Raw genomic sequence first — 24,712 nt, 5'->3', positions numbered from 1 at the left:
AGGGATAGAGTAATATGTACTTATTAATTACTTATTAGTAGATCATGATAAAGAAAAGTATACTATTCCTCTTTTCAGATTTATAATTCTATAATTTTAGTAGATACATACTCAGGAGAATCTTCCACTATAGAAGAAAACTGCTTCAATACACCAGCTTTTTCTAACTTTTTAGCAATAGCTAAGGCATCATTAGAATAGACTAAAGGATCAATTTCATTGGTATACCCATTCGGGCCATATAAGTAGAGAGAAGCATAGTTATAAGCTTGTGCTGCTCTTTTCTCAGTAGGATAGTTACCAAGATAAATACGTTTTTTATTATAACCAATGATTGCACGATAGCTACTTTGATCTTTTGATACGCCGCGCCATTTCTTACTGGAACAAACACGGTTTTGAGTGGAACGATGAGTAAGCCGCTTAGAGATAACCAATTCATCGTAGAGATCTTGATACTCCTGACGTGTTAAAAAAGGAAATGAATTAAGGGGATAAGGACTATCCTCTAGGCGATAATTAACAAGATCTGCAGCTTTATTATAAGCAATAGCCGCTTGTATCTCAGTTTCATAGTGGCCAATAGTAAGTGAGGTATTTTGTAGAGCGATACGTGCAACATAAGTGGTTTGATTATAACGTTTTTCTTTCTTTACACCATAATAATGATTAATAACTTCTATATTCTCTCGTCTAAAATCATAACGATCACCATTCTTAAAACGATAATCTTTTAAGTAAATCATAGATTTGGTAAAACCAAAACGCCGTAAGATGTTCTCTTGATGATCACCCATATAGGTATAAAGGTAATCACGACGTTTATGAATACGTGTATTAGAGAAAAATAGAAGGTCCTTAAGATCAAAAGTTAAAACTAAATCAGGTTTTAAATAATACTTAAAGCAATCCTTATATACATAGATGGGTGTTTTGAAATAAAAATTTGAATCTCTAAAGTTAATGCAGGAGATAAATTTATCAAAAGAAATAGGTATATCTACTGTATAAGCAGCCACTGTTAAGTCACCTTCAAAGATTTGCTGAACAAAATCATAAGCCAGTGATGCAGATTCAGAATTATTATAAAGACCAATATATATTTTTTTTGTTTTATACAAATAATAAACTCGGAACTTACTGTTCTGAGTAGGATAAATATATGCCATAACAAAACTTCCTTGCCTAATCGATTTAAATTATTTACATGAAATAACTTCCATAATTATATCGGAATTCTAAAGAAGAAAATGAAGAGTATGAATTTGTAGATATAGCTAGAATATCGGTAAAACGTGTATACAATACGAACAAAGCATATTATAATGAACAATAGGTAGAAAAGCTGTATGTATTTTAAGGAGGAAATTTTAAATGAATTTACTAGACCAAAAGACGATCAACACTATTCGTATCCTGTCAGCAGAAGCAATTCAAAAAGCTAACTCAGGACATCCAGGTTTACCACTTGGGTCAGCGCCAATGGCTTATACATTATGGAGCAAATACTTAAAACACAACCCACACAATCCAAATTGGGCTAACAGAGATCGCTTTGTTTTATCAGCAGGTCATGGTTCAGCTTTACTTTATTCTTTACTTCATGTATTTGAATATGGTCTTACAATAGAAGATCTTCAAAACTTTAGACAAGAAGGAAGTCTTACACCAGGACATCCAGAATTCGGTCACACAGTAGGTGTAGAACTTACAACAGGCCCTCTTGGACAAGGTATTGCATCAGCAGTAGGTATGGCAATGGCAGAACGCCACTTAGCAGCACACTTCAATAAAGAAGGTTATGATATCGTTGACCACTATACTTATGCATTAGTAGGTGATGGATGCCTTATGGAAGGTATTAGCTACGAAGCAGCATCACTTGCAGGTACATTAGGTCTTGATAAATTAATCGTACTTTATGATTCAAATAACATTACTATAGAAGGTGATACTCAAATTGCTTTCAAAGAAGATGTTAGAGCACGCTTTGAAGCACAAGGTTTTGCTACATTCTTAGTAGAAGATGGTAATGATGCAGATGCTATTGCAAAAGCAATTGAAGCTGCAAAAGTATCTGGCAAACCAAACTTCATTGAAGTGAAAACAAAAATTGGATACGGTTGTCCAGCTAAACAAGGTAAAGCAAGTGCACATGGTGAGCCTTTAGGTTACGATAACATTGCTGAAACTAGAAAATTCTTAGAACACCACGATCAAGAATTCTTCGTAGAAGATGAAGTAAAAGCACATATCAAAGCACTTAATGAAGAAAATGCAGCTAAAGAAGCAGCATGGAATACATTATTTGCAGCTTATGCAGAAGCTTATCCAGAGCTTGCAAAAGAATGGGCAGTATGGAATGGTAGTGAAACAGTAAATCTTGAAGACCTTTACGCAAACTATGCAGATACTTCAAAATCACTTGCAACACGCCAAACTTCATACGAAATCATTAACCAAATTGCAAACAGAGTAGAAAACTTTGTAGGCGGTTCTGCAGACCTTGCACCATCTACAAAAACATATATGGAAGGTAAAGGCGACTTCTACCAAGGAGATTACGCAGGTAGAAACCTTCACTTTGGTATCCGTGAACATGCTATGGCAGCGATTGCAAACGGTATGGCAGTACATGGAGGACTTAAAGTATTCTGTTCAACATTCTTCGTATTCAGTGATTACATGAAAAACTCAATGCGTTTAGCAGCACTTATGAAATTACCAGTATCATATGTTCTTACACATGATAGTATTGGTGTAGGTGAAGATGGTCCAACGCATCAACCAATCGAACAACTTGCTATGCTTCGTAGTATGCCAAACATGGTAACTATTCGTCCAGCAGATGGAAAAGAAACAGTTGCAGCTTGGGAATATGCATTAAATAGTAAAGAACATCCAGTATCACTTGTTTTAACACGTCAAAACTTACCATACCTTGCAGGTACTGGTTGTGACCTTAAAAAAGGTGCTTACGTAATTGGAGATGTAGCTTCTAAAGATGCTGATATCATCCTTATCGCAACAGGTTCAGAAGTTAACCTTATTGAAACAGCAGCAAAAGAATTAGCAAAAGAAGGTATTAAGGCAGCAGTAGTAAGTATGCCATCATCAGACCTTTTTGAAATGCAAGATACAGCTTACCAAAACGAAATCTTACCAAAAGATAAAACAAAACGTGTCGCAGTAGAAGCAGCAAGCTCATTCGGATGGCACAAATACACAGGATTTGAAGGCGCAGTCATCTCTATGGATACATTCGGTGAATCAGCACCAGCAGATCTTATCTTCAAAAAACACGGTTTCACAGTAGAAAACGTAGTAAAAGTAGCAAAAGAAGTTTTAAAATAAATTTTTTTAAAAAAGAGAGATTGTACATAGATGATGTACAATCTCTCTTTTTTAATGAAATAAATATTTTATGGAGTGAGGATATGCTTATATTTAGTCTACTTAGGTGAGCTGGATAGCTGGATTCTCCTTCACCTGCTTCACTTCGCTTTCAGAGAAATGTAACTCATTCAAAAATAATAACGGTGTGAACTCACTTCGTTCAGACAGCACACCTAAAACCATTATTTTTTCATTTCGAACATTTCTTATCTGAAAGCTACGTAGGCAGGTTCCGGAGAACACACCTATCCTGTCACTTAATCAAGTCTACTAAATATACCCCCCTCACTTTGTGGACTGCGCCAGCGGAGAGATTACTAAACTGCATGTAGCTTATATTCTAAGTCCATTCTCGAAAAAAGCTCCATGGAGGTCACCCACGCATCACCGCCCTTTTCTACTTAAAAAGTTAAGTTTTCACTTTCAATGACATGCCGTGGAGAGGAAAGAAGAGCAAACGTCTCTTCTTTGGAAGGCAAAACCTTGCATGTCCCAATGTCTTTTACTATCTCTCTACCGGAACGGCTATGATGTGATGGGCTGTAAGGTGAGTTATTGTATGCAAACTTTCTCCGCAGACTTTTTAGAGAGGCTTAGTGAATGGAATCAAACTGGTTTTAGGGAAATGTTTGAAGAAAAGTGAACTTCTTTTCTGAGTTTTGACCGTTAGTTTGATGGAATGAACTTAGCCTGTCTTAAAAGGCGAGGACTAGAAGTTGGAATACAATAAGCTTGCCTACATGCCCTCACACTAACCAGATATTTATTTGTTATATATCCATGAAGACTAGTACAGTAGTTTTTGCATAATTATCTATAGGAAGAGTTCACTATGCATAAACATAATTGTAGTTGCAATATAGAAAAAACAAGTTTTATACATATCGTGAATAAGTTATTAACAAGAAAATAATGGTACAAACCTAATTATTTCAAGTTATTAACAGAGTTATACACACTATCCACAGAAAGAACACTCACAAAACATATGTTTGCTTCGGAAATTGTTTCCAAAACTGTTAATAAAATTATAAATAAATTTATTTAAGATAATAAATAGGAATAAATCAAGTAATATCAAGGGGTATAGGGGTTAGGGGTGCTACAATTAAAAATAATATAGATGAAAGTATAAAAAAATGTATTGACTATTAATGCAAATATACTTATAATTATTCATAAGTTAACAAGTTGAAAAATTACTTACATAAAAATATATAATCTATAGGGGGATTTAATCATGAAAAAATTTATGAAAATAAGTGCAGTTATTTTAGCAGGTGTATTAAGCTTAGGAACATTTGTAGGATGTGGTAAACAAGATAGTAATGTTATCGTAATGGGAACTAATCCAACATTTCCTCCATTTGAAGATATCCAGGGAGATGAAATTGTAGGATTTGACGTAGAGATTAGTAAGCTGGTTGCAGAAAAGTTAGGCAAAGAACTTAAAATAGAAGATATGGAATTTGGTCAACTTCTAGGCGCAGCATCAAGTGGAAAAATTGACTTTATTGCAGCAGGTATGACAGCAACCGAAGATCGTGCAAAACAAGTAGATTTTTCAGTACCATACTTTGAATCTAAACAAGTTATTATTGTAGCTGAAGATAATGATTCAATCACACAAGCAGAAGATCTTGAAGGCAAAAAAGTAGGTGTACAACTTGGGACAACAGGAGACCTTTTTGTAAGCGGTTATGAATCAGATGCAGGTGCAACAATCGATGTGGTTCAATTTGATAAAGGTGCTATGGCAGTTGCAGATCTTTCAATTGGTAAGATTGATGCCGTTGTATTAGATGAAGAACCAGCTAAAAAGATTGTAGCAAACTATAAAGGTGTAAAACTTGTAGAAGCACCATTTATTGAAGAAGTATATGCTATTGCTGTTAAAAAAGGAAATGCAGAACTTCTTAATACAATTAATGAAGTATTAAATGAAATTCAAGAAAATGGAACATATGATGCACTTTATGCAGAATACTTTGGTGTAACTGAATAAAAAGAGGTGGATACCACCTCTTTCTTTTTTAACTTATTTAAGTAATTATGTAAAATAAAGATTAAATATAAATATTTTATTTCGTATTTTTGAAAAAGTGTTATAAAGGAATTACCCTAATTTGCTGACATAATAACGGTATAGGGATAATGAATAGTACAAATAAAATTGAATAAAAGTATAAAAATTACTAGAAAATATATATTAAGTTATATATAATAAATAGTAGATTAAGTGAATAAATATTAAACTAAGGGAGGGGTTTTATGTTTAGCTGGGATACAACAGTAGCTTTCTTTGAAACTTTTATAGAAAAAAAATATTATATAACGCTTCTTAATGGAATCCAAGAAACATTACTTTTAACATTGGTTGCAACTATTATAGGTTTAATTATAGGGATTATAGTAGCAATGATTCAAGTTTCTGAGTTTCCTAATCGCTATAAGTGGGTAGGAGCAATTTTAAAAAAGATAACTAAAATTTATGTAGATTTTATTCGTGGAACACCAGCCATTGCTCAAGTAAGTTTTATATGGTTAGTTATATTAGCAAAATCTAATATGCCAAGAGCAGTAGTAGGTGGTATAGCCTTTGGTATTAACAGTGGTGCTTATATGGCAGAGCTTATTCGTGCAGGTATTCAAGGTATTGATAAAGGACAAATGGAAGCAGGACGTTCCCTTGGACTTTCCTATACACAGACTATGAAGATGATTATTATTCCACAGGCATTTAGACATATGTTGCCAGCTCTTGTAAGTGAGTTTATTATATTAATTAAGGAAACAGCGGTTATTGGTATGATTGGTGGACGTGATATTATGCGTGCAGCAAATATTATGATGACAGACTCAGGAAACTTCCTATGGCCAATCTTAATTGCTACAGCAACCTATTTACTTTTAACAAGTACTTTTACATGGATTATGCGTATGGTAGAAAGAAATATTAACAAAGGACGTTTCTAAGGAGGTGAAGAGATGATAGAAGTAAAAGGATTACATAAAAGCTTTGGGAAACTACAGGTCCTAAAAGGTATAGATGATTATATAGCTAAAGGTGAAGTAGTCGTTGTTATTGGACCATCTGGTTCTGGTAAATCTACCTACTTACGTTGCATCAATCGTATGGAAGAGGCTACTTCAGGACAAATCTTAGTAGATGGTGTAGATATTACGGATAAGAATGTAGAGATCAATCAAATTCGTCAAAAGGTAGGAATGGTATTTCAACACTTTAATCTTTTCCCACATATGACCGTTTTGGAAAATATTACCCTAGCACCTATTCAAGTTAAGAAGATGAATCCGGAAGAAGCAAAGAAGGTAGCCTATACACTTTTAGATAAGGTGGGCTTAAGAGAGAAAGCGGATGAATATCCAAATAAACTTTCAGGTGGACAAAAGCAAAGGATTGCAATAGCACGTGCACTTGCTATGAATCCAGAGGTCATGCTTTTTGACGAACCAACTTCTGCTCTTGACCCAGAAATGGTTAAGGAGGTTTTAGAAGTTATTAAAGATCTTGCAAAAGAAGGTATGACGATGATGATTGTAACCCATGAAATGGGATTTGCAAAAGAAGTAGGGACACGACTTGTATTTATGGATGAAGGGAAGATACTTGAAGAAGGAAAACCAAAAGAAGTATTCGATAATCCAAGAGAAGAACGTACACAAATATTCCTAAGTAAGGTTTTATAGAAGGCACTATAAGTAGTTTATATAAGTAGGATTATTCTTTAAATAGGCTTAAGCTAATCTTAATTTTATAGATTAAATAAAAGAGAAATAATATGGGTAAAGGCTATGTATCTTGGGGAAGGTACATAGCCTATTTTAATATTTATAGATTGAAAGCTTAGTGAAGAATAAAGAACATATATAAGCAAACAAATATATTCTAATGTTTAAAGTTATTATATAAGGTTGTCAAAAATAATAAAATTAGGTAAAATGAAATCACTTAATAAATATGTAATAAATGTAATAAGTACATAATAAAATGGTTAAGGAGTTACTTATGAGGAAGACAACTAAAAAATTTATATTATGCACAGCAGTATTAAGTATGATGAGTGTACCTACTTTTGGAAGTATAATAGGGGCTATTCAATCTACAGGTGCAGTAGGATATAATAGTGAGGAACGATACATTATAGAGCTTGCTAAGGGGACACAGCATAAAGTATTAGACTTACAAGAGGATAACGATATTTACCTTATAGATGTAGAAGGTAAATCTGTTTATGTAAATAAAGATTATTTAACAATACGTAAGGTCATTACTCAAACAACCATGGAGGGTGTCAAAGTAAGGGAAATGGCATCTTCAGATGGAAAATTAATTAAAACATTAGGACAAGGTGAGATAGTAAGTGTTCTTTATCAAAACTCCAATTGGTATAACGTAGTGCTAGAAGATGGTACAGAAGGATATATCTATAAAACACAATTAGAAGATCCTGATCTAAAGCTAGTACCTCAAAAAGAGTTCCAAGCTCAAAAGGTTGAGGTATTAAATTGGAGTGTTGCTAAAGATGTAGTACCAAGAGGTGCTATTGTAACGATTGAAGATGTATATACAGGGAAAACTTTTAAAGTAAAACGTACTTTTGGGACTAATCATGCAGATGTTGAAACGTTAACAACGGCAGATACGCAGATGCTAAAAAGTATATGGGGGGGATTCTCGTGGGAGAGAAGACCTGTTATCGTACATATTAATGGACGTATGTTAGCAGCTTCTTTAGCAGGTATGCCTCATGCAGGAGATTCTTTAAATGGCGTTTCTGGAAATGGTATGAGTGGGGTGCTAGATCTTCACTTTGTAGGGAGTAAAAGACATAAAGAAGGAAACATAGCGGCAGTAGTGGATCCTCAGCATCAAGCAGCTATTCAACTTGCAGCTAACTACAAAAAGTAGCCCTATATTAGAAGTCATGAATACATAATGAATTAGAGATTAGATTAATAAAATAAAGGTGCTATGAACAAGGGATTTTACCTTTTATTCATAGCACTTTTTCTATTGCCTATATAAATATTTAATAGCTACTATTTCCTAAAGGTGAGATACAGTAGTAGCCAAATTTATTAATATTACTTTCTAATTCAAGAATGGCAGAGAGTTCTGTCTTTGGTGTAAGATTAGGTAATTTTAAAAGCAACGTATCAAAGAAAGAAAGTGGAGCCTGTTCAATATAATTAAGAGGTAAATCCATAAGATCTTCAGATTCACGCATAATGGTTACTGTATCCTCAAAAGTCCCTAATTGATCCACCAAACCATTTTCTAAAGCTTGTTTAGCTGTATAAATACGTCCATCAGCTAACTTACGAGCTTCTTCAAGAGAGAGATTACGTCCTTCGGATACTACTTCAATAAATTGAGCATGTGTTTCATCTAGCATACTTTGTAAAATAGTACGTTGTTCATCAGTTAGGGGTTCGTATCCACTTCCCATTGCTTTATTTTCACCTGCAGTAATCGTTTCAACCTTAATCCCTAACTTCTCATAAAGACCAGAAATATCTATAATATTTTGCATGATAACGCCAATAGATCCAGTTAACGTATTACGGTTACAAATGATTTTATCAGCGGCACAACCAATATAGTATCCACCAGACGCAGCAGTGCTTCCGAAGCTTGCATAGACAGGACGCCCTGTAGATTTATATTCAAGTAATTTAAGGTAGATTTCATCGGTATGATAAACAGATCCACCAGGTGAATCAATAAAGACAATAAGTCCTTTACTCGAAGGATCATCTATAAGCGTACTTAAACTATTTATGATGAATTGATGATCATAATATGAAGTAGCAAACATACTAGAAGTGGTTTCACCAATAACCCCTTCAATACTAAGAACATCAATACGATCTTCTAACAAGCTAGAAGACTGGTGTGAAATAGAAGAACGTCCAATTCCAACTATAAGATTAACAATGAGTATAACAAAGAGTAAAAAGCAAGCAAGGCAGCTACTAAGAGCAATAATAAGACCAACTTTACGATTTTGCATATAAATCCTCCTAAAAGATTTTAATAAAACAGATGAATTAAAATATGAATGTCTTCTTTATTATAGACTAAAATAAAAGCAAGAGGGAATTAAGATTAATTCCCTCTTGCTTTTATCTGTTTAATTTATAAGTTCAAATGCTTCATTGGTAAGTACAAAGTTTCCTTTGAGGCCTTCAGTGATATAAATCTTTGAGTCTTTACTAATGAAAATAGCATCAACACCAGGAAGTGTTTGGACAAAGGCTAGTCCTTCTTCAAGACCTTTAGAAAAAACAGCAGTAGATAGAGCATCCCCATCAATAGATTTATCACTAATAATAGAAATCCCAGCAATATCATTATCAAAAGGATAACCTGTTTTTGGATCAAGAATATGATGATATTTCTTACCATTAGCTTCAAGGAAGCGTTCATATATACCTGAAGTTACAACAGATTGATCAGCAACAGAAACATAGCCAACAATATTGTTACGATTTTCAAAAGGATCTTGAATACCTACTTTCCAAAGTGAGCCATCTACTTTATGACCTAGAGTATAAATGTTCCCACCTAAATCGACTAAAGCGTGTTCTACACCTTTAGATGCGAGAAGCTCAGCAATAGCATCGGCAGTATAACCTTTAGCGATACCTCCTAGGTCTAGCTTCATATTTGGTTTTTCTAAATAAATAGTAGAAGCATCTGGATCTAAAATAATATTTTCATAACCAATAGTAGGAAGAGCTGCGTCAATCTCTTCTTGACTAGGCACACGCGCTTCAGGGAGTCCGATACTCCAGAGTTTTACGATAGGTCCTACAGATAAATCAAAAGAACCATTTGTAAGTTCACTATAGTAAACACCTTTTTCTACAATATCAAAGAGTGTGCTATTTACCTTATAAGGGGCAGTGCCACTAGAAGCATTAAGTTCTGTAAGTAGGGTACTACTTTTATTTAAACTAAGCTCATTTTCAAGTTCTTTAACTAAGTTAAAGGCATCATTTAAGATTTCTGGGTCTTGATGATCAAAGAGTGTAACAGATACGGTTGTACCCATTAATAATTCAGTACGCTTTAATGGATCTGATGAGGTATTCTTTGATACAGTGTTATTGCAACCTACAAAAAATAGGGAAGTAACTAAGCTTAAGGATATAAGTGATTTAAAAAAAGTCTTCATATTAAAATCTCCTAGTAAATGTATCAGATAAGTAAATCTTTTATATTATATAGTACTATCTTGAAAATAAAAAGATAGGTATAACTCTAGTTTAACATATGAAACAAGGAAGTATCATATGAGATTGTAGATTGAGATAAAAAAAGGATGTTTGACTAGGTCAAACATCCTCAAGAATTTATATATTACTCTGCAGCTGGAGCTTCAACAAGAAGAACTTCTGTGTTACCTTCTTGGATGTTAGCCATAAGAGCTGTAGCTAATGTTGCGAAATCATTTGATGAGCTTGTAGCACCTGTTACAACATCTACTGCAGCAGGATCTTGAGTAGCAACTAAACCTTCAGCTAAAGCTGGAGAGAATTCAGCTGGGCTTGTACCAGCGATATCTTTCATTTTTGCATTGTATTCAGCATCAGCTGATTTTAAAGCGCCTTCAGCATTTGCATAATCGAAAGCAGCAGCAGTGATTTGACCACCTTCAACTGTTACTTCTACGAAAGCTTTCCAACCACGTTCGTCAGCTTCAGCGTATTCAGCTTTGTATGCACCATCTTTTAATGCACTAGCTTCTTCAGCAGGAGCTTCTTCTGTTGTGTTATCTTCAGCTGGAGTTTCTACAGCTGGTTTTTCAGCAGGAGCTTCTTCTTTTGATGAACAAGCTGTAAATGATCCAAGTGCAACTACTGATGCACACATTAATGCGAAAAGTTTTTTATTTTTCATGTTTAATTTCTCCTAATCAATGTTAATTATGTAAAAACAAAGCACTCACTATTCTACTTCTGAAATGTTAATAAAATATGAACTTATACTGAATAAACTATGAACTACTATGAATTGATGTAATAATTTATGGAAATTTAGAAAATAACATAGGATAATATATTGTAAAAGTTAAAAAAGATAGATTATATAATACTTAAATTAAAAATCCTTTAAAATGAAGCGAAATGGGATTATTTTAAAACTAGACAAATATGAAGATGTTGTGTACACTGTATTGGAAAATGGAAAAAAATTATGTTAAGTGGCTAGAAGGAGACAAGACATGGCAGCAACAAATATTGTAATTTTGGGTGCAGGTTACGCAGGTGTACATGCAGCTAAAAAACTAGCTAAAAAGTACAAGAAGAATAATGATGTAACAATCACACTCATTGACAAAAACCCTTACCATACACTCATGACAGAACTTCATGAAGTGGCAGGAGGACGTGTACCAGAAGCATCAGTAAAAGTAGACCTAAATAAAATCTTCCACCGCACAAAAGTAAATGTGGTAGTAGATTACATTGAAAATGTAGATTTAGAAAAACAAGTTGTTAAAACAACTCATGGTTCATATGACTACTCATACTTAATGGTAGGTCTTGGAAGTGAACCAGCATACTTTGGTGTACCAGGTGTAAAAGAACACGGGTTCAGCCTTTGGTCTTTAGATGATGCACTTACTATTCGTGAGCACATTGAGTACCAATTTAGAAAAGCTTCTATTGAAAGAGATGAAAAAGTAAGACGGGAAATGCTTACTTTCATCGTAGCAGGAGCAGGCTTTACAGGTATAGAAATGGCTGGAGAACTTCTTGAGTGGAAAGATACTTTAGCAGCAAAATATCATGTAGATGTAGAAGAAGTTCAAGTATATGTAGTTGAAGCAGCAGGAACAATTCTTAACATGCTTGACCAAAAACAAGCAGCAAAAGCTGAAAAGTATATGGTTAAACATAAAATTGAAGTGCTTAAAAATGCTCCAATTACAGAAGTTAAAGAAGATAGTATTACACTTAAAGATGGTAGAAGTATTGCAACACGTACACTTATTTGGACTTGTGGTATCCAATGTGCAACAAGTGCATCAGATGTAGCAGTAGAAAAAACACGTGCAAACCGTCTTAAAGCAAATGATTATATGCAAGCAGAAGGTCATGAGAACGTGTATGTAATAGGTGACTGTGCATATAATGAAGCGGATGGTAACTGTACTAATCCTCAAATCGTAGAAGCAGCAGAACAAACTGCTACAACAGCAGCTAAAAACATCATTGCATCTATTGAAAACAAAGAAAAAGTTGCTTTCAAAGGGAACTATCATGGATTCATGGTTTCTATTGGTGGACGTTATGGTGTAGCGAATCTTTCAGGCGTTAAGCTTTCAGGTTTCTTTGCAATGGTAATGAAACATATTGTAAACCTTATCTACTTATTTGGTGTATTAAATGTAAACTCTGTATACCATTACTTACAACACGAGTTCTTCGATATGAAACAAAATAGAAATATTATGAGAGGTCATATCTCTTCTGTTGGAAACCGTCTATGGACAGTACCTCTTAGATTATATATTGGTACATTATGGTTAATCGAAGGTCTTAAAAAGTTAATGGGTGAAGGCACATGGGATTCTATGTGGGAAACACTTAAAAACACAGGTGATTTAGCAGTTCAAATTGGTTCAGACAGTTGGATTAAAGCAGGTAACGTAAAAATGCCATTTGATTGGTTATATGATGCAGTTTCATCAGCTTCTCAAACAGGAGATGCAGCATCTACATTTGCAGAACCTATTTTAGATAAAATGCCAGGTTTCTATGAAGCAATCATGAAAATCATGATTCCTACACCAGAGATGGCAGTGTTCTTCCAAACAATCGTTGTTATTACAGAGATTTGTATTGGTCTTGCACTTATCGCTGGTTTATTCACATGGTTAGCATCAGCAGCATCAGCATTTATGACAATTAACTTCGTATTATCTGCTATGGCTGGATGGGAAATCTTATGGTTCTTCTTCGGTGCAATTGCGCTGATGAATGGATGTGGACGTGCATTTGGTCTTGATCACTATGTGTTACCATGGATTAATAAGATAGCTGGTAATTGGTGGCTTGGAGAAAACAAGCATATTTATAAATAAAAAGTGAAAAATAAGATTAGAAAGAGGTGAAGGCATGCACATCATTTGGAACCAGTATCCAGAGATCAAAGAAGAGTTACTTGAAATTATAAAATTAATGGATGAGAATGCAAAATGCAAGGATAAGGTGATTGAGCAATCTATTAAAGATCTTATTCATGCAAACGGCAAGATGATTAGGCCTGCCTTTACAGTTCTTGCAGCACATTTTGGAGAGTATGAACCTGAAAAGGTAAGAGCACTAGCTTCTGTAGTAGAACTATTTCATATGGCAACTTTAGTCCATGATGATGTTATAGATGATGCTAATCTTAGAAGAGGTGTTCCTACAATCCAAGCCAAATATGGAAAAGAATATGCAGTCTATATTGGAGATTACTTATTCTGTATTTGTTTTAAAATTTTAGCAAGTACAGCATCTCTTCAAAGTATCCAAGTAGATAGTTTATCCATGTCTAGAATTTGTCTAGGAGAAGTAGAACAACTTAATTCTAGATTTAATACTGAAGTATCAGTTAAAAATTATTTAAAACGTATTGCAGGGAAGACAGCAGAGCTTTTCTCATTAAGTCTTTATATAGGAGCAGCAGAATCAGGTTGTAGCGATAAGTTAACCAAAAGCTTTTGGCGTATTGGACACCATATTGGAATGGCATTCCAAATTATTGATGATATCCTAGATTATACAGGATGTGAAAAATCAGTTGGAAAAGATCATGCCAAAGATATTCAAGAAGGTGTGTTTAATCTTCCTCTTATCTATGCATTAGAAAAGCAACCTAAAGATTTATTAGCTTTATTAGAAAAGCATCCATATAGCGATACAGATCTAAAAGAAATTGTTCAGCTTGTAGATACTTATGGTGGCATTGATAGAGCAAGAAGATTAGCTCATCAATATACACAAAAAGCTTACAAGCATATAAATAAGCTTCCAGATAATGAATATAAAATGATTCTATTAGAAGTTGCACACAAGCTTTTAGATAGAGCTTATTAAAAATATAAAGACATGTTGAAGCACGTTTTAACTTAGTATACAAACTAAGTTAAAACGTGCTTTTTTATGTTTTAGACTGCAAAGTATTAAGAAAATAAATATTTTATGTAGTGAAAACTTAGTAGTTGAGATAGACCGGTCGGCCCTACGTGTGTGCTCTCCCTTTCGCTTTTGCTCAAATGGACTAAGAATGTGTAAACTCTTATTCAGTCAGAATGTGCGAAAACTCGCTAACGCTCAAACACTCGCCAACCCCCTTCCTTTCTATTCGTTAACACCTTCTAAGTCCATCCTCGAAAAAAGCTCCAGTGAGGTCACCCACGCATCACCGCCCTTTTCTACTCAGAAAGTTAAGTTTTCACTTCTAATGACATGCCGAAGAGAAGAAAGAAGAGCAAACACCTCTTCTTTGGAGAGAATACTTCCAAGTGCTTAATAATACTCTTTCGTAGTTTACTCGTTATCTCAACTTAGGAATGATTAGGTACTTTTATATGAAGGATGTTTAGAAAATAGACCATGTAGTTTTGCTACCTCTCTACCGTCACAGCCCACAAAGTGAGGGGTGTATATTTAGTAGATTTGACTAAGTGACAGGATAGGTGTGTTCTCCGGAATCTGCTTATGTAGCTTTCAGATAAGAAATGTTCGAAATGAAAAAATAATGATTTTAGGTGTGCTGTTGGAACGAAGTGAGTTCACACCGTTATTATTTTTGAATGAGTTACATTTCTCTGAAAGCGAAGTGAAGCAGGTGAAGGAGAATCCAGCTAGACAGCTCACCTAAGTAGACTAAATATAAGCACACCCTCACTCCATAAAATATTTATTATTTAGGTAAGTCTATAGCACAGATTTGCAATAGAATAGCAGATAAAATAAAAACGCATTACATGTGACAAGACATATGTGTTGTAAAAAATATTAAACAGTGGTATATTAACATTTATATGACATACAAGAGAGGTGAACTATGAAAAAGCAAGAACTCATTCAGGCAATACAAACTTTAAAAAAAGAAAAAGATGCTATTATTTTAGCTCATTACTATACAGATGGAGATGTACAAGAAATAGCAGATTATGTGGGTGATTCCTATTATTTATCAAAGATAGCTAAGGAAGCACCACAGCAATTGATTGTTTTTTGTGGTGTACTTTTTATGGGGGAAAGTGCTAAGATTCTTAATCCAGATAAAAAGGTACTCATGCCAGATCCTAAAGCAGATTGCCCAATGGCTCATATGGTGACCTTAGAAGAAATTAAGAGAGTACGTGCAGAGCATGAAGACTTGGCAGTCGTGTGTTATATTAACTCAACTGCAGAGATTAAAGCGTTATCAGATGTCTGCGTAACCTCTGCAAATGCTTTAAAGATAGTAAAAAATATTGAGGCATCTAAGATTTTCTTTATTCCAGATGAGAACCTAGGAAGTTATGTAGCACAGCAAGTACCAGAAAAAGAATTTATTTTTAATAAGGGATTTTGTCCAATACATAAGAGCATGTCTAAAGAATTAGTACAAGAAGCTAAAGCACAGTATCCAGAGGCAGAGATTTTAATCCATCCAGAGTGTACACCAGATGTTGTTGCGTTAGGTGATTATGTAGGAAGTACAAGTGGCATTATTGAATATGCAACGAAGAGTAATAAAGAAGAGTTTATTGTTTGTACAGAGATTGGTATAGAGTATGCTCTTAAACAAAATAATCCTCATAAAGTTTTTCGTTTTGTAGGGGAAATGAAAGCCTGTGCAAGTATGAAATGTGTAAGTTTAGAAACACTCTATGAGACTTTAAAAAATGAGCAATATGAGATAACTTTAGACGAAGATGTTATGAAAAAAGCAGAACATGCATTACTTGAGATGCATCGTTTAGCACAATAAGAATGCTTAAAAAGAAGGGATAATATGAACGACTCATATGATGTAATTATAGTAGGAACAGGGGTATCAGGGCTATTTGCAGCACTTCACTTACCTAGTACTTATAAAATTTTAATGATTAGTAAGGATACATTAGAAGCAAGCGACTCTTACCTTGCTCAAGGTGGTATTTCTACATTAAAACATGAAAATGACTATGTAAGTTATTTTGAAGATACTTTAAAAGCAGGAAGATATGAAAATAACAAAGAAGCAGTAGACATTATGATCAAAGAATCAACACGTACAATTAATGAGCTCATTCAGTATGGTGTAGCATTTGATTCATATGACGGTGAGCTAATTTATACGAGAGAAGGCGCACATTCTACCAATCGTATTTTGCATCATAAAGATATTACAGGCAAAGAAATTACTTCTAAGCTTTTAGAAAGAGTAAAAGAAAAAGAGAATATTGAATTAGTAGAGTTTGTAACAATGATAGACTTACTTACAGTAGATCATACATGTAAGGGGATAGTTGTAAAATATAATAAAGGTCATAAAATGATTTATAGTAAGCAAGTGATCTTGGCAACAGGTGGTATAGGAGGCTTGTTTGAAAGCTCCACAAACTATAAGCACTTAACAGGAGATAGCTTAGCAATTGCTCTAAAGCATCATATTGAATTACAAGATATTCATTACATACAAATCCACCCAACTACTTTATATAGTCGTAAACAAGGACGACGTTTCCTTATATCAGAAGCAGTGAGAGGTGAGGGAGGTATTCTTCTTAATAAGAATAAAAAGCGATTTGTAGATGAACTTTTACCTAGGGATGTAGTAAGTGTAGCAATTTATGATCAAATGGTAAAAGACAAGAGCCCATATGTTTGGCTTTCGTTAAAACATTTAGGTGCAGAGAAAATTAAACAACGCTTCCCTAATATCTATGAGCGATGCTTAGAAGAGGGCTATGATTTAGCCTATGAGCCTATACCGGTTACACCTGCACAGCATTATTTTATGGGTGGTGTGAAAGTGAATATGCATAGTCAAACCTCTATGAAAGCTTTATATGCTGTAGGAGAAACGAGTTGTAATGGTGTACATGGACGTAATAGGTTAGCTAGCAATTCTTTATTAGAAAGTCTTATATTTGCAAGAAGAGCTGCCGAAAGTATTATTAGTGAAATGAATAATATGGATAAACAAGATTACAATGATTCTCTAAAACAGGTTACATATGAGGAAGATAGCAGAAATTTAGAAACACAATACAAAGAACTTATTTTAGGTGAGATTAAGCGAAAGGATGAGAAATTCTATGATCAATGGTGTCACAATGACAATCAATGTGGATGATAAAATACTTTTAGCTTTACAAGAGGATATTACAAGTGAGGATGTTACAACCAATGCTATAGTAAGAAAACCTACACCAGCTCGCGCAGAACTGATTTGTAAGCAAGATGGTATATTAGCAGGGATTGAAGTTTTTAGACGTACTTTTGAACTATTAGGTGATATTTGTTTTACAACAGAGTATCAAGATGGAGCACCTATTAAAAAGGGGGATTTAATAGGTGTACTTGAAGGAGATGCAAAGGTTGTTTTATCAGGAGAGAGAACAGCGCTTAACTACCTTCAACGTATGAGTGGAATTGCGACCATGACAAATGAATTAGTAGCTGAACTAGAAGGTAGCAAGACTAAACTACTAGATACACGTAAAACAACTCCAGGGATGCGCGTATTTGAAAAATACGCTGTAAAAGTAGGAGGCGGATACAATCATAGATTTAATCTATCAGATGGTATTCTTATAAAGGATAATCATATTGGAGCAGCTGGTGGCGTGAAAGAAGCTATTGTAATGGCAAAAGAATATGCACCATTTGTAAGAAAGATAGAGGTAGAAGTAGAAAATCTAGATATGTTAGAGGAAGCATTAGAAGCGGGTGCAGATATTATTATGCTAGATAATATGTCACTAGAGATGATGGAAGAAGCTGTACAAAAGGTTGCTGGAAGAGCACAAACAGAGTGTTCAGGTAACGTATCTAAAGAAAGATTAAAAGATATTGCTAAGGTAGGAGTAGACTATGTGTCTTGCGGAGCACTTACACATTCAGCACCTATATTGGACTTTTCACTTAAAAATTTAATAAATCTATAAAGATGCCAAGATATTACAGAATATCAAAAGATAATCAATGTACTTTTAAAGGATAAATATGTTAATGTCATAGTATAACAAATGCATAGATTTAGGAGGTTGACGTGATATTAACATGAGAAGAGATGACTTTACTGCTGTTTTAGGAAAAACTTATATGAAGATGTGTATGTGGATGCCCTGGATTGCACTAATCCTGATATTAGGAGCTAAAACTTTAAATACATCATTTGAGAAAAGTGTTATTTATGTTGTTGCAACATTACTTATGATCAATGCTTTATATTTAGGATATAAATTTTTAATGTATAAGCAAAGTAAATGTTATAAATGACTGATTATAATTTAGGCATATGTAAAATATCTATATAAAATATTAAAGGGCTACCATGGGGTAGCCCTTTAATATTTTATTGTTACTTAGTAAGGAATTTATTTAAGAAGTCCATATTGAGTAAGAACCTTTTGAAGGACAGCTTCATTTTGTGGTTCCATGTCAATAAGAGGAAGACGGCATCCACCTACATTCATACCCATTAAATTCATTGCTTTCTTTACAGGTACTGGACTTGGTTCGCAAAAGAGTGCTTTAACCATAGGAAGTACTTGAAGTTGAAGTTTTCTTGCAGTTTCAATATCACCATCAAAGAAAGCTTGGCAAAGTGCATGTGTATCACTAGGGATGATATTAGCCATAACAGAGATTACGCCTTTACCACCGAATGCAAGATAAGGAAGTACAAGTCCATCTTCACCGGAATAAATACTAAAATCACTTGGGCAAATATTCATAAGTTCTCCCACATGAGAGAAGTTACATTCTTTAATTGCTACGATATTTTCGATTTGAGCAAGTTTTGCTGTTGTTTCAGGAGCTAAGTCTAATACAGTACGTGAAGGTACATTGTAAAGGATAATTGGTGTAGATACACTTTTAGCAATAGCACTAAAATGTTCATAAAGTCCTTTTTGAGAAGTTTTGTTATAGTAAGGAACTACGCTAAGAATAGCATCTACTCCTACAGACTCAGCATAACGGCTTGTAGCAATAGCATGATGTGTATCATTACTTCCAGCACCTGCAATAACAGGAATACGTTTAGCCACCTTTTCTACAGTATATCGAATAGCTTCGCGATGTTCTTCCATAGGCATTGTAGGGGCTTCACCTGTTGTACCACAAATAATAATGGCATCAGTACCTTCAGCAATGTGCCATTCAATGAGTTCTCCTAATTTATCAAAATCAATACCCGTTTCATTGAAAGGGGTAATAATTGCAACACCAGAACCAGTAAAAATTGGTTGTTTCATAAAAATGTCCTCCTTATAAATAAGTCATTCTAAGATATTATACTATGGGGATTACTAATAGTATATACAGGAATGACATAAGTGGGGCATAGCTCATATAATATTTCTATATATTTTTGTAAATATGGAACATCTTGATAAAAAAATAAGAGTTTAATTTATATTTAAGTATAAAATAATAAAAAAATAAATTAAATTATATATAAAAAAGAGGAAATAGAAATAAAACGTAGAATATATATATTATAAAGCTTACCAAGACAACAAGGTAGTGTATTGAAAGGAGAGATACAGATGAAATACAACATTATAGGTAAAAATATTGAGGTAACAAAAGGTCTTGAAAATGCAGTAGTAGATAAGCTTCATAAACTCGATAAGTACTTCAACGAGGAAACTCCAGTACAAGTGATGCTTAGTGTAGAAAAACAACGACACATTATCGAGATTACCATTCCTTTCAATGGACAAATTTTAAGAGGCGAGATAGATGGCAAAGATATGTATGCAATTATTGATGATGCCGTTGCCATCATCGAAAGACAAGTGGTACGTTTTAAAAATAAATTAAGACGTCGCCATAGAGGCAATCCAATAGGATTTGCAGATGATTTTATGAGTGCAGATTATGATGAAGATGAAACACTTAGAATTGACAGAAGAAAACAATTTGCTGTTAAACCAATGGATATAGAAGAAGCCATTATGCAGATGGAATTAGTGGGACATACATTCTTTGTTTATAGAGATGCACAAACTGAAGAGGTAAATGTAGTTTATAAACGTAAAAATGGAACATATGGATTAATTGAGCCAGTAGTAAGTTAATTCATTCAATAAATAAGTACCTAGGAGACCATTTATAAAGATGGTCTCTTTTTAATTTGGAAATATGATGAATAGGAAATTGGATTACATAAATATAATAAGGGTTTTAGGCGTATAATAATTAAAGTCTATTGAAAATAAGGGGAAGTGCTTGATAAAACTAAGATTAAAAGGTAAAATATTACATAAGCCTTTCTCTACCTTGCAAACTGAATCCGTGACATGATACATTGAAAAAGGTAGATGAAAAAATTTCATACAGGAGGATTATTATGAATAATACACCAACTCCACATAACGGCGCAAAACTAGGTGATATTGCAAAAACAGTATTAATGCCTGGTGACCCATTACGTGCAAAATTTTTAGCAGATACTTATTTAGAGGATGTAGTACAATACAACTCTGTAAGAGGAATGTACGGATATACAGGAACTTATAAAGGAAAACGCGTATCTGTTCAAGGACATGGTATGGGAATTCCATCTATTGGAATCTATACTTATGAGCTTTTCAATTTCTATGGTGTTGAAAATATCATTCGTATTGGTTCAGCTGGTGCGATTGATGAAAGTCTTCACATCGGTGATATCGTAATCGGTATGGGTGCATGTACAAACTCAAACTATGAGGATCAATATAAATTACCAGGTCGTTTCTCTGCAATTGCTTCATTTGATCTTGTAAAAAAAGCAGCAGACGAAGCTGAACGCTTAGGATATACTTACAAAGTAGGTAACTTATTATCAAGTGATACATTCTATGATGATGGCCAAACTCTTAAAGATTGGCAAAAAATGGGTGTATTAGCAGTTGAGATGGAAGCAACAGCACTTTATATGAATGCTGCACGTGCAGGTAAAAAAGCACTTACAATTTGTACAATTTCAGATTGCCCATTCACAGGAGAAGCAACAACAGCTGAAGAACGTCAAACTAAATTCACTCAAATGATGGATGTAGCACTATCATTAATCGAAGAGTAAGATTAAAGGCCGAGTAATTAAACTACTCGGTCTTTTGTTATGTATAGGGATTAGCTTTTGAATTAAGTAGATTATATTTGATTAAAGTATAGAGTTTACATTAGGCATGGAATTGCTATAGGCCATAAAGTAAGAAGATGTAAAAATTAAATGATATAAATTAAATGATATAAATTAAAGATATTGAATAATGAGGTCAATATAGACTACAATAGAAGTAAGTGGAAGAAAATGTATTAAGGCCATTACAATTTTTGAGAACACTTAATGATTGGGGGGATTGAGTACGAAAACATGGTTTAATGGAGACGGTGAAAGTAAGAGGAAGTTTGGGGGTAACAATCGCAGAGGGACTTTAAGTGATGAACTAAATAGAGCCGAACGGATAGGGAAGCAACTTAGGTGTGATGAAGCAGAGCTTAAGCCTATACAAATGTCTATACCAGTTCCGTCCAAACGCGAGTTGGTAATAGAAGAAATAGCCAAAGAAGCAAAGCCCAATTTAAATATAAATGAACCTTGGCAACCACAAAGAGTAGCTATTGACTATGAGATTAGATATGGAAGTAGGGAAGAGGCTCAATTATCACCAAGTACTGAAAAAATGGTATCAGATACTGTATCACCAATTCAGGCAAATATCACAATATCTTTTGACAAAGATCATACAATGGCCTTTAATATGAATATAGAATCTATTATTATGATTTTAAATAGTTCAGGAGAACAATTCGATTTTAAAATCACAAATGATGGTGAAGGTGGGCAAAAATTAAATATTACTGCTCCAACTAAGGTCCTTTATAAGATCTTAGCTTTATTTGAATAACCTAGAAGGATGTGACTATATGGAACTTAAATGCACAAAGGAAGAGTTTAAAGCATTATTAGACTTAGTATATGCAGGGAATTTATTAATTAATGGGATGAGAGAAGTAGATGAACGTATTTTACCTCACTCAGAAATGGAACAAAAGATCTTTGCTATGGCAAAAGAATTTGGCTATGAAGAACTTATTGAGTTTGATAACGAATTTAATGAATATATGCCTACTAGAGCCTATGAAAATAGTGAAGTAAATGACTATATCGATGCATATGAAGATAAAGTATTCTGGGAAGAACTTGTTGTACGTATGGCACGTAGACAAGCGCTTAATGAGTTAGGTGATGAAAATCCTGACATGACAAGTGCAGAACTTAGACAAAGACAAATTGAATTAGAAGAATATTATGAAGATGAATTTATTGAAAATGGTATCTATCATTTAAAATGGATTAGACCTGAAATTCAATCTGAAGAAGCAGCAAAAAAAGGAAGCAAATTAGAAGATTAAAAAAGAGGCGATTACATATTTGTAATCGCCTCTTTCTTTTCATTACACTTAAAGATGGCATGCGTTACTTTATTCATTCATATGAATTAAGATAAGACTATTTTTTTATAGTAATGTAGTTTGTTGGGTCTACAGTTACATGTTTATGTTTCATGAAGTAATCGATAATAATCTCTGGCATTTCAACTAGAATCTCTTGAACAACTTTGCAACTTGGATACATACCATATCCGCCTACACCACTATAACGATAGTTATTCATAGCAAGTGTTAAAGTATCTTCTAGGCCCACTTCTTTATCATGAAGGGTCATGGAAACGACACGTTCACCTACTGGTTTTGTAAGGTCGAGAGTATAGTGAAGAGGAGCAAAATAATCATAGTTGTAATGAGATACTTTAGGCTTTAAGAATTTGTCTGAAATAGAGATTTCATCATTTTCTAAATGGAAGTAGCTTGCTGTGTTTTCAAGACCTTCTTTTAATATTTCTCCTGTAACTTCTAAGACAACTAATGTATTTGGGAAGATGTAAGTAGAAACAATATCACGTACTGTAACTTCTTGATTAAATCCTTTAACACTGTTGGCAAATGAAGTACAGGCGATGTCAGCACCACTACGTTCTAATTGAACTTGGTTAATAAAGTTTGCAAGTGGTGTACCATGAAGAGCCATTTCTAAATGATCACTTGGTGTAAGGGGCATGTTTAAGAAACCAACAGGTTCATCTAGCCAAGTTTGAAGAGCTGATTCAATAGGCATTAACTCATTATAAAGACGTTCATTGTATTCAATACCTGTTGAAATAAGTTCAGAGTGTGTAGATGTTGTTCCATCTTCAGCTACCTCAACTTCAACTTTAGCAAATTGAGTACCATATTGAGGTGTTTGAACAAGATGCGTACCACAGATTTCTTTGCCAAACATAGGTATATGTTGGTGACCTGTAAGAAGTACATCAAAATCAAAAGCTTCACAAATGGCATAAGCTAAGTTTTCTTTGCTCTCACTTAATTTTTTATTTGTTTCTAGATCATATTCTAATCCGCCGTGGTAAATTCCTACCATTAAATCTACCTGACCTTTAAGTGCTTCATAACTTGGGCGAATGCTATCAAGTGTAGCAGATACCATAAAGTTAGTTAAGTTTTCTTTCTTTTCCCATACAGGAATAAATTCTGTACTTACTCCAATTAAACCTACTTTTAATCCATTTTCTAATGTATGAATAGCATGTTTTTGAATAGGAAGTTGGTCTAGTTTATCATCTACATTCGTACAAAGACATGTAGCATTTACATAATCTAAGTAGCTTTTTAAATAATCATAGCCATAGTTAAAGTCATGATTCCCTAAAGTAATATAGTCATAACCAGCCACATTCATAACTTCTGCAATTGGATTTTTAGGTAAAGGTTGGCGACTTAAAAAAGTTGTAAAAGGAGAACCTTGAATAGTATCTCCACCATCTATAATTAAAGTATTTCCATCCTTTTTAAATTGTTCCATCATACATAAGAAACCTTGTGGTTTCTTTTCTTGGTCTCTATAATCAGTTGGATAAACATATCCATGAACATCAGATGTAAAATAAAGCGTTAGTTTTTTCATAAAGTGCACCTCGTGAGTAATTTAAACAATCTCATGTATTATATCAATAAATAACAAATCAAGCTA

At 33.9% G+C, this 24,712-nt stretch carries 21 protein-coding genes; 15 read left to right on the top strand and 6 right to left on the bottom strand.

Features of this window, described 5'->3' with window-relative positions; translation table 11 throughout:
* Nucleotides 1-80 precede the first annotated feature (80 nt).
* Nucleotides 81-1,169 (bottom strand): AP2/ERF family transcription factor, encoded by a 1,089-nt coding sequence (locus PBV87_RS12120; RefSeq protein WP_271012472.1) that lies wholly within the window; start codon nucleotides 1,167-1,169, stop codon nucleotides 81-83.
* Between the two features lie 205 nt (nucleotides 1,170-1,374).
* Between PBV87_RS12120 and tkt the strand changes: the two genes are divergently transcribed.
* From tkt to PBV87_RS12095, 5 genes are all read left to right on the top strand, one after another.
* Nucleotides 1,375-3,354: a transketolase gene (tkt, locus tag PBV87_RS12115; protein WP_053983290.1), complete on the top strand. Its 1,980-nt coding sequence runs from the start codon at nucleotides 1,375-1,377 to the stop codon at nucleotides 3,352-3,354.
* A 1,282-nt stretch (nucleotides 3,355-4,636) separates the two neighbouring features.
* The gene (locus PBV87_RS12110; protein WP_271012471.1) at nucleotides 4,637-5,401 is read left to right on the top strand and encodes a basic amino acid ABC transporter substrate-binding protein; all 765 of its coding nucleotides are present in this window, start codon (nucleotides 4,637-4,639) and stop codon (nucleotides 5,399-5,401) included.
* A gap of 266 nt (nucleotides 5,402-5,667) precedes the next feature.
* Nucleotides 5,668-6,372 (top strand): amino acid ABC transporter permease, encoded by a 705-nt coding sequence (locus tag PBV87_RS12105; protein ID WP_271012470.1) that lies wholly within the window; start codon nucleotides 5,668-5,670, stop codon nucleotides 6,370-6,372.
* Between the two features lie 12 nt (nucleotides 6,373-6,384).
* Nucleotides 6,385-7,107, top strand: a complete 723-nt coding sequence (locus tag PBV87_RS12100; RefSeq protein ID WP_271012469.1) for an amino acid ABC transporter ATP-binding protein — start codon at nucleotides 6,385-6,387, stop codon at nucleotides 7,105-7,107.
* Between the two features lie 319 nt (nucleotides 7,108-7,426).
* Nucleotides 7,427-8,329: an SH3 domain-containing protein gene (locus PBV87_RS12095; protein ID WP_271012468.1), complete on the top strand. Its 903-nt coding sequence runs from the start codon at nucleotides 7,427-7,429 to the stop codon at nucleotides 8,327-8,329.
* A 121-nt stretch (nucleotides 8,330-8,450) separates the two neighbouring features.
* Here PBV87_RS12095 and sppA read toward each other — a convergent pair whose 3' ends face one another.
* The 3 genes from sppA to PBV87_RS12080 all read right to left on the bottom strand — a co-directional run bounded on the left by sppA (nucleotide 8,451) and on the right by PBV87_RS12080 (nucleotide 11,326).
* Nucleotides 8,451-9,434, bottom strand: coding sequence for a signal peptide peptidase SppA (gene sppA / locus PBV87_RS12090; RefSeq protein ID WP_271012467.1), 984 nt, complete (start codon nucleotides 9,432-9,434; stop codon nucleotides 8,451-8,453).
* Between the two features lie 120 nt (nucleotides 9,435-9,554).
* Nucleotides 9,555-10,601 carry an FAD:protein FMN transferase gene (locus PBV87_RS12085; protein WP_271012466.1) on the bottom strand — a complete coding sequence of 349 codons (1,047 nt, stop codon included), beginning with the start codon at nucleotides 10,599-10,601 and terminating at the stop codon, nucleotides 9,555-9,557.
* Between the two features lie 185 nt (nucleotides 10,602-10,786).
* Nucleotides 10,787-11,326 (bottom strand): FMN-binding protein, encoded by a 540-nt coding sequence (locus tag PBV87_RS12080; protein WP_053983297.1) that lies wholly within the window; start codon nucleotides 11,324-11,326, stop codon nucleotides 10,787-10,789.
* A 325-nt stretch (nucleotides 11,327-11,651) separates the two neighbouring features.
* On the opposite strand from PBV87_RS12080, the gene PBV87_RS12075 reads away from it, so the two are divergent.
* From PBV87_RS12075 to PBV87_RS12050, 6 genes are all read left to right on the top strand, one after another.
* A complete protein-coding gene (locus PBV87_RS12075) occupies nucleotides 11,652-13,517 on the top strand; it encodes an FAD-dependent oxidoreductase (RefSeq protein WP_271012465.1) in 1,866 nt (621 codons plus the stop codon).
* A gap of 34 nt (nucleotides 13,518-13,551) precedes the next feature.
* Nucleotides 13,552-14,517: a polyprenyl synthetase family protein gene (locus PBV87_RS12070; protein WP_271012464.1), complete on the top strand. Its 966-nt coding sequence runs from the start codon at nucleotides 13,552-13,554 to the stop codon at nucleotides 14,515-14,517.
* Nucleotides 14,518-15,490: 973 nt separating this feature from the next.
* Nucleotides 15,491-16,405: a quinolinate synthase NadA gene (gene nadA, locus PBV87_RS12065; protein ID WP_271012463.1), complete on the top strand. Its 915-nt coding sequence runs from the start codon at nucleotides 15,491-15,493 to the stop codon at nucleotides 16,403-16,405.
* Between the two features lie 24 nt (nucleotides 16,406-16,429).
* On the top strand, nucleotides 16,430-17,755 hold the full coding sequence (locus PBV87_RS12060; protein ID WP_053983301.1) for an L-aspartate oxidase: 1,326 nt from the start codon (nucleotides 16,430-16,432) through the stop codon (nucleotides 17,753-17,755).
* Nucleotides 17,718-18,569, top strand: coding sequence for a carboxylating nicotinate-nucleotide diphosphorylase (gene nadC / locus PBV87_RS12055; RefSeq protein WP_271012462.1), 852 nt, complete (start codon nucleotides 17,718-17,720; stop codon nucleotides 18,567-18,569). Before PBV87_RS12060 ends, nadC begins: the two co-directional genes overlap by 38 nt.
* 115 nt (nucleotides 18,570-18,684) lie before the next feature.
* Nucleotides 18,685-18,903, top strand: a complete 219-nt coding sequence (locus PBV87_RS12050) for a hypothetical protein (RefSeq protein WP_053983303.1) — start codon at nucleotides 18,685-18,687, stop codon at nucleotides 18,901-18,903.
* 98 nt (nucleotides 18,904-19,001) lie between these two features.
* On the opposite strand, the gene dapA is transcribed toward PBV87_RS12050, so the two are convergent.
* Nucleotides 19,002-19,883, bottom strand: a complete 882-nt coding sequence (gene dapA, locus PBV87_RS12045) for a 4-hydroxy-tetrahydrodipicolinate synthase (protein WP_053983304.1) — start codon at nucleotides 19,881-19,883, stop codon at nucleotides 19,002-19,004.
* Between the two features lie 294 nt (nucleotides 19,884-20,177).
* On the opposite strand from dapA, the gene hpf reads away from it, so the two are divergent.
* The 4 genes from hpf to PBV87_RS12025 all read left to right on the top strand — a co-directional run bounded on the left by hpf (nucleotide 20,178) and on the right by PBV87_RS12025 (nucleotide 23,034).
* A complete protein-coding gene (hpf, locus tag PBV87_RS12040; protein WP_053983305.1) occupies nucleotides 20,178-20,711 on the top strand; it encodes a ribosome hibernation-promoting factor, HPF/YfiA family in 534 nt (177 codons plus the stop codon).
* A 272-nt stretch (nucleotides 20,712-20,983) separates the two neighbouring features.
* A complete protein-coding gene (gene deoD, locus PBV87_RS12035) occupies nucleotides 20,984-21,697 on the top strand; it encodes a purine-nucleoside phosphorylase (RefSeq protein WP_271012461.1) in 714 nt (237 codons plus the stop codon).
* Nucleotides 21,698-21,977: 280 nt separating this feature from the next.
* On the top strand, nucleotides 21,978-22,526 hold the full coding sequence (locus PBV87_RS12030; RefSeq protein WP_053983307.1) for a hypothetical protein: 549 nt from the start codon (nucleotides 21,978-21,980) through the stop codon (nucleotides 22,524-22,526).
* Nucleotides 22,527-22,545: 19 nt separating this feature from the next.
* Entirely contained in the window at nucleotides 22,546-23,034 is a 489-nt protein-coding gene (locus PBV87_RS12025; protein WP_271012460.1) for a hypothetical protein, read from the top strand.
* Between the two features lie 97 nt (nucleotides 23,035-23,131).
* Here the strand turns inward: PBV87_RS12025 and PBV87_RS12020 are convergent, their stop codons facing one another.
* The gene (locus PBV87_RS12020; protein WP_271012459.1) at nucleotides 23,132-24,646 is read right to left on the bottom strand and encodes a bifunctional metallophosphatase/5'-nucleotidase; all 1,515 of its coding nucleotides are present in this window, start codon (nucleotides 24,644-24,646) and stop codon (nucleotides 23,132-23,134) included.
* Nucleotides 24,647-24,712 lie beyond the last annotated feature (66 nt).

It is taken from the genome of Holtiella tumoricola (genome assembly GCF_027857615.1).
Lineage (GTDB): Bacteria > Bacillota > Clostridia > Lachnospirales > Cellulosilyticaceae > Holtiella > Holtiella tumoricola.
Note: the sequence above shows the minus strand (reverse complement) of the source record. Positions and strands in the feature narration are given on the sequence as shown.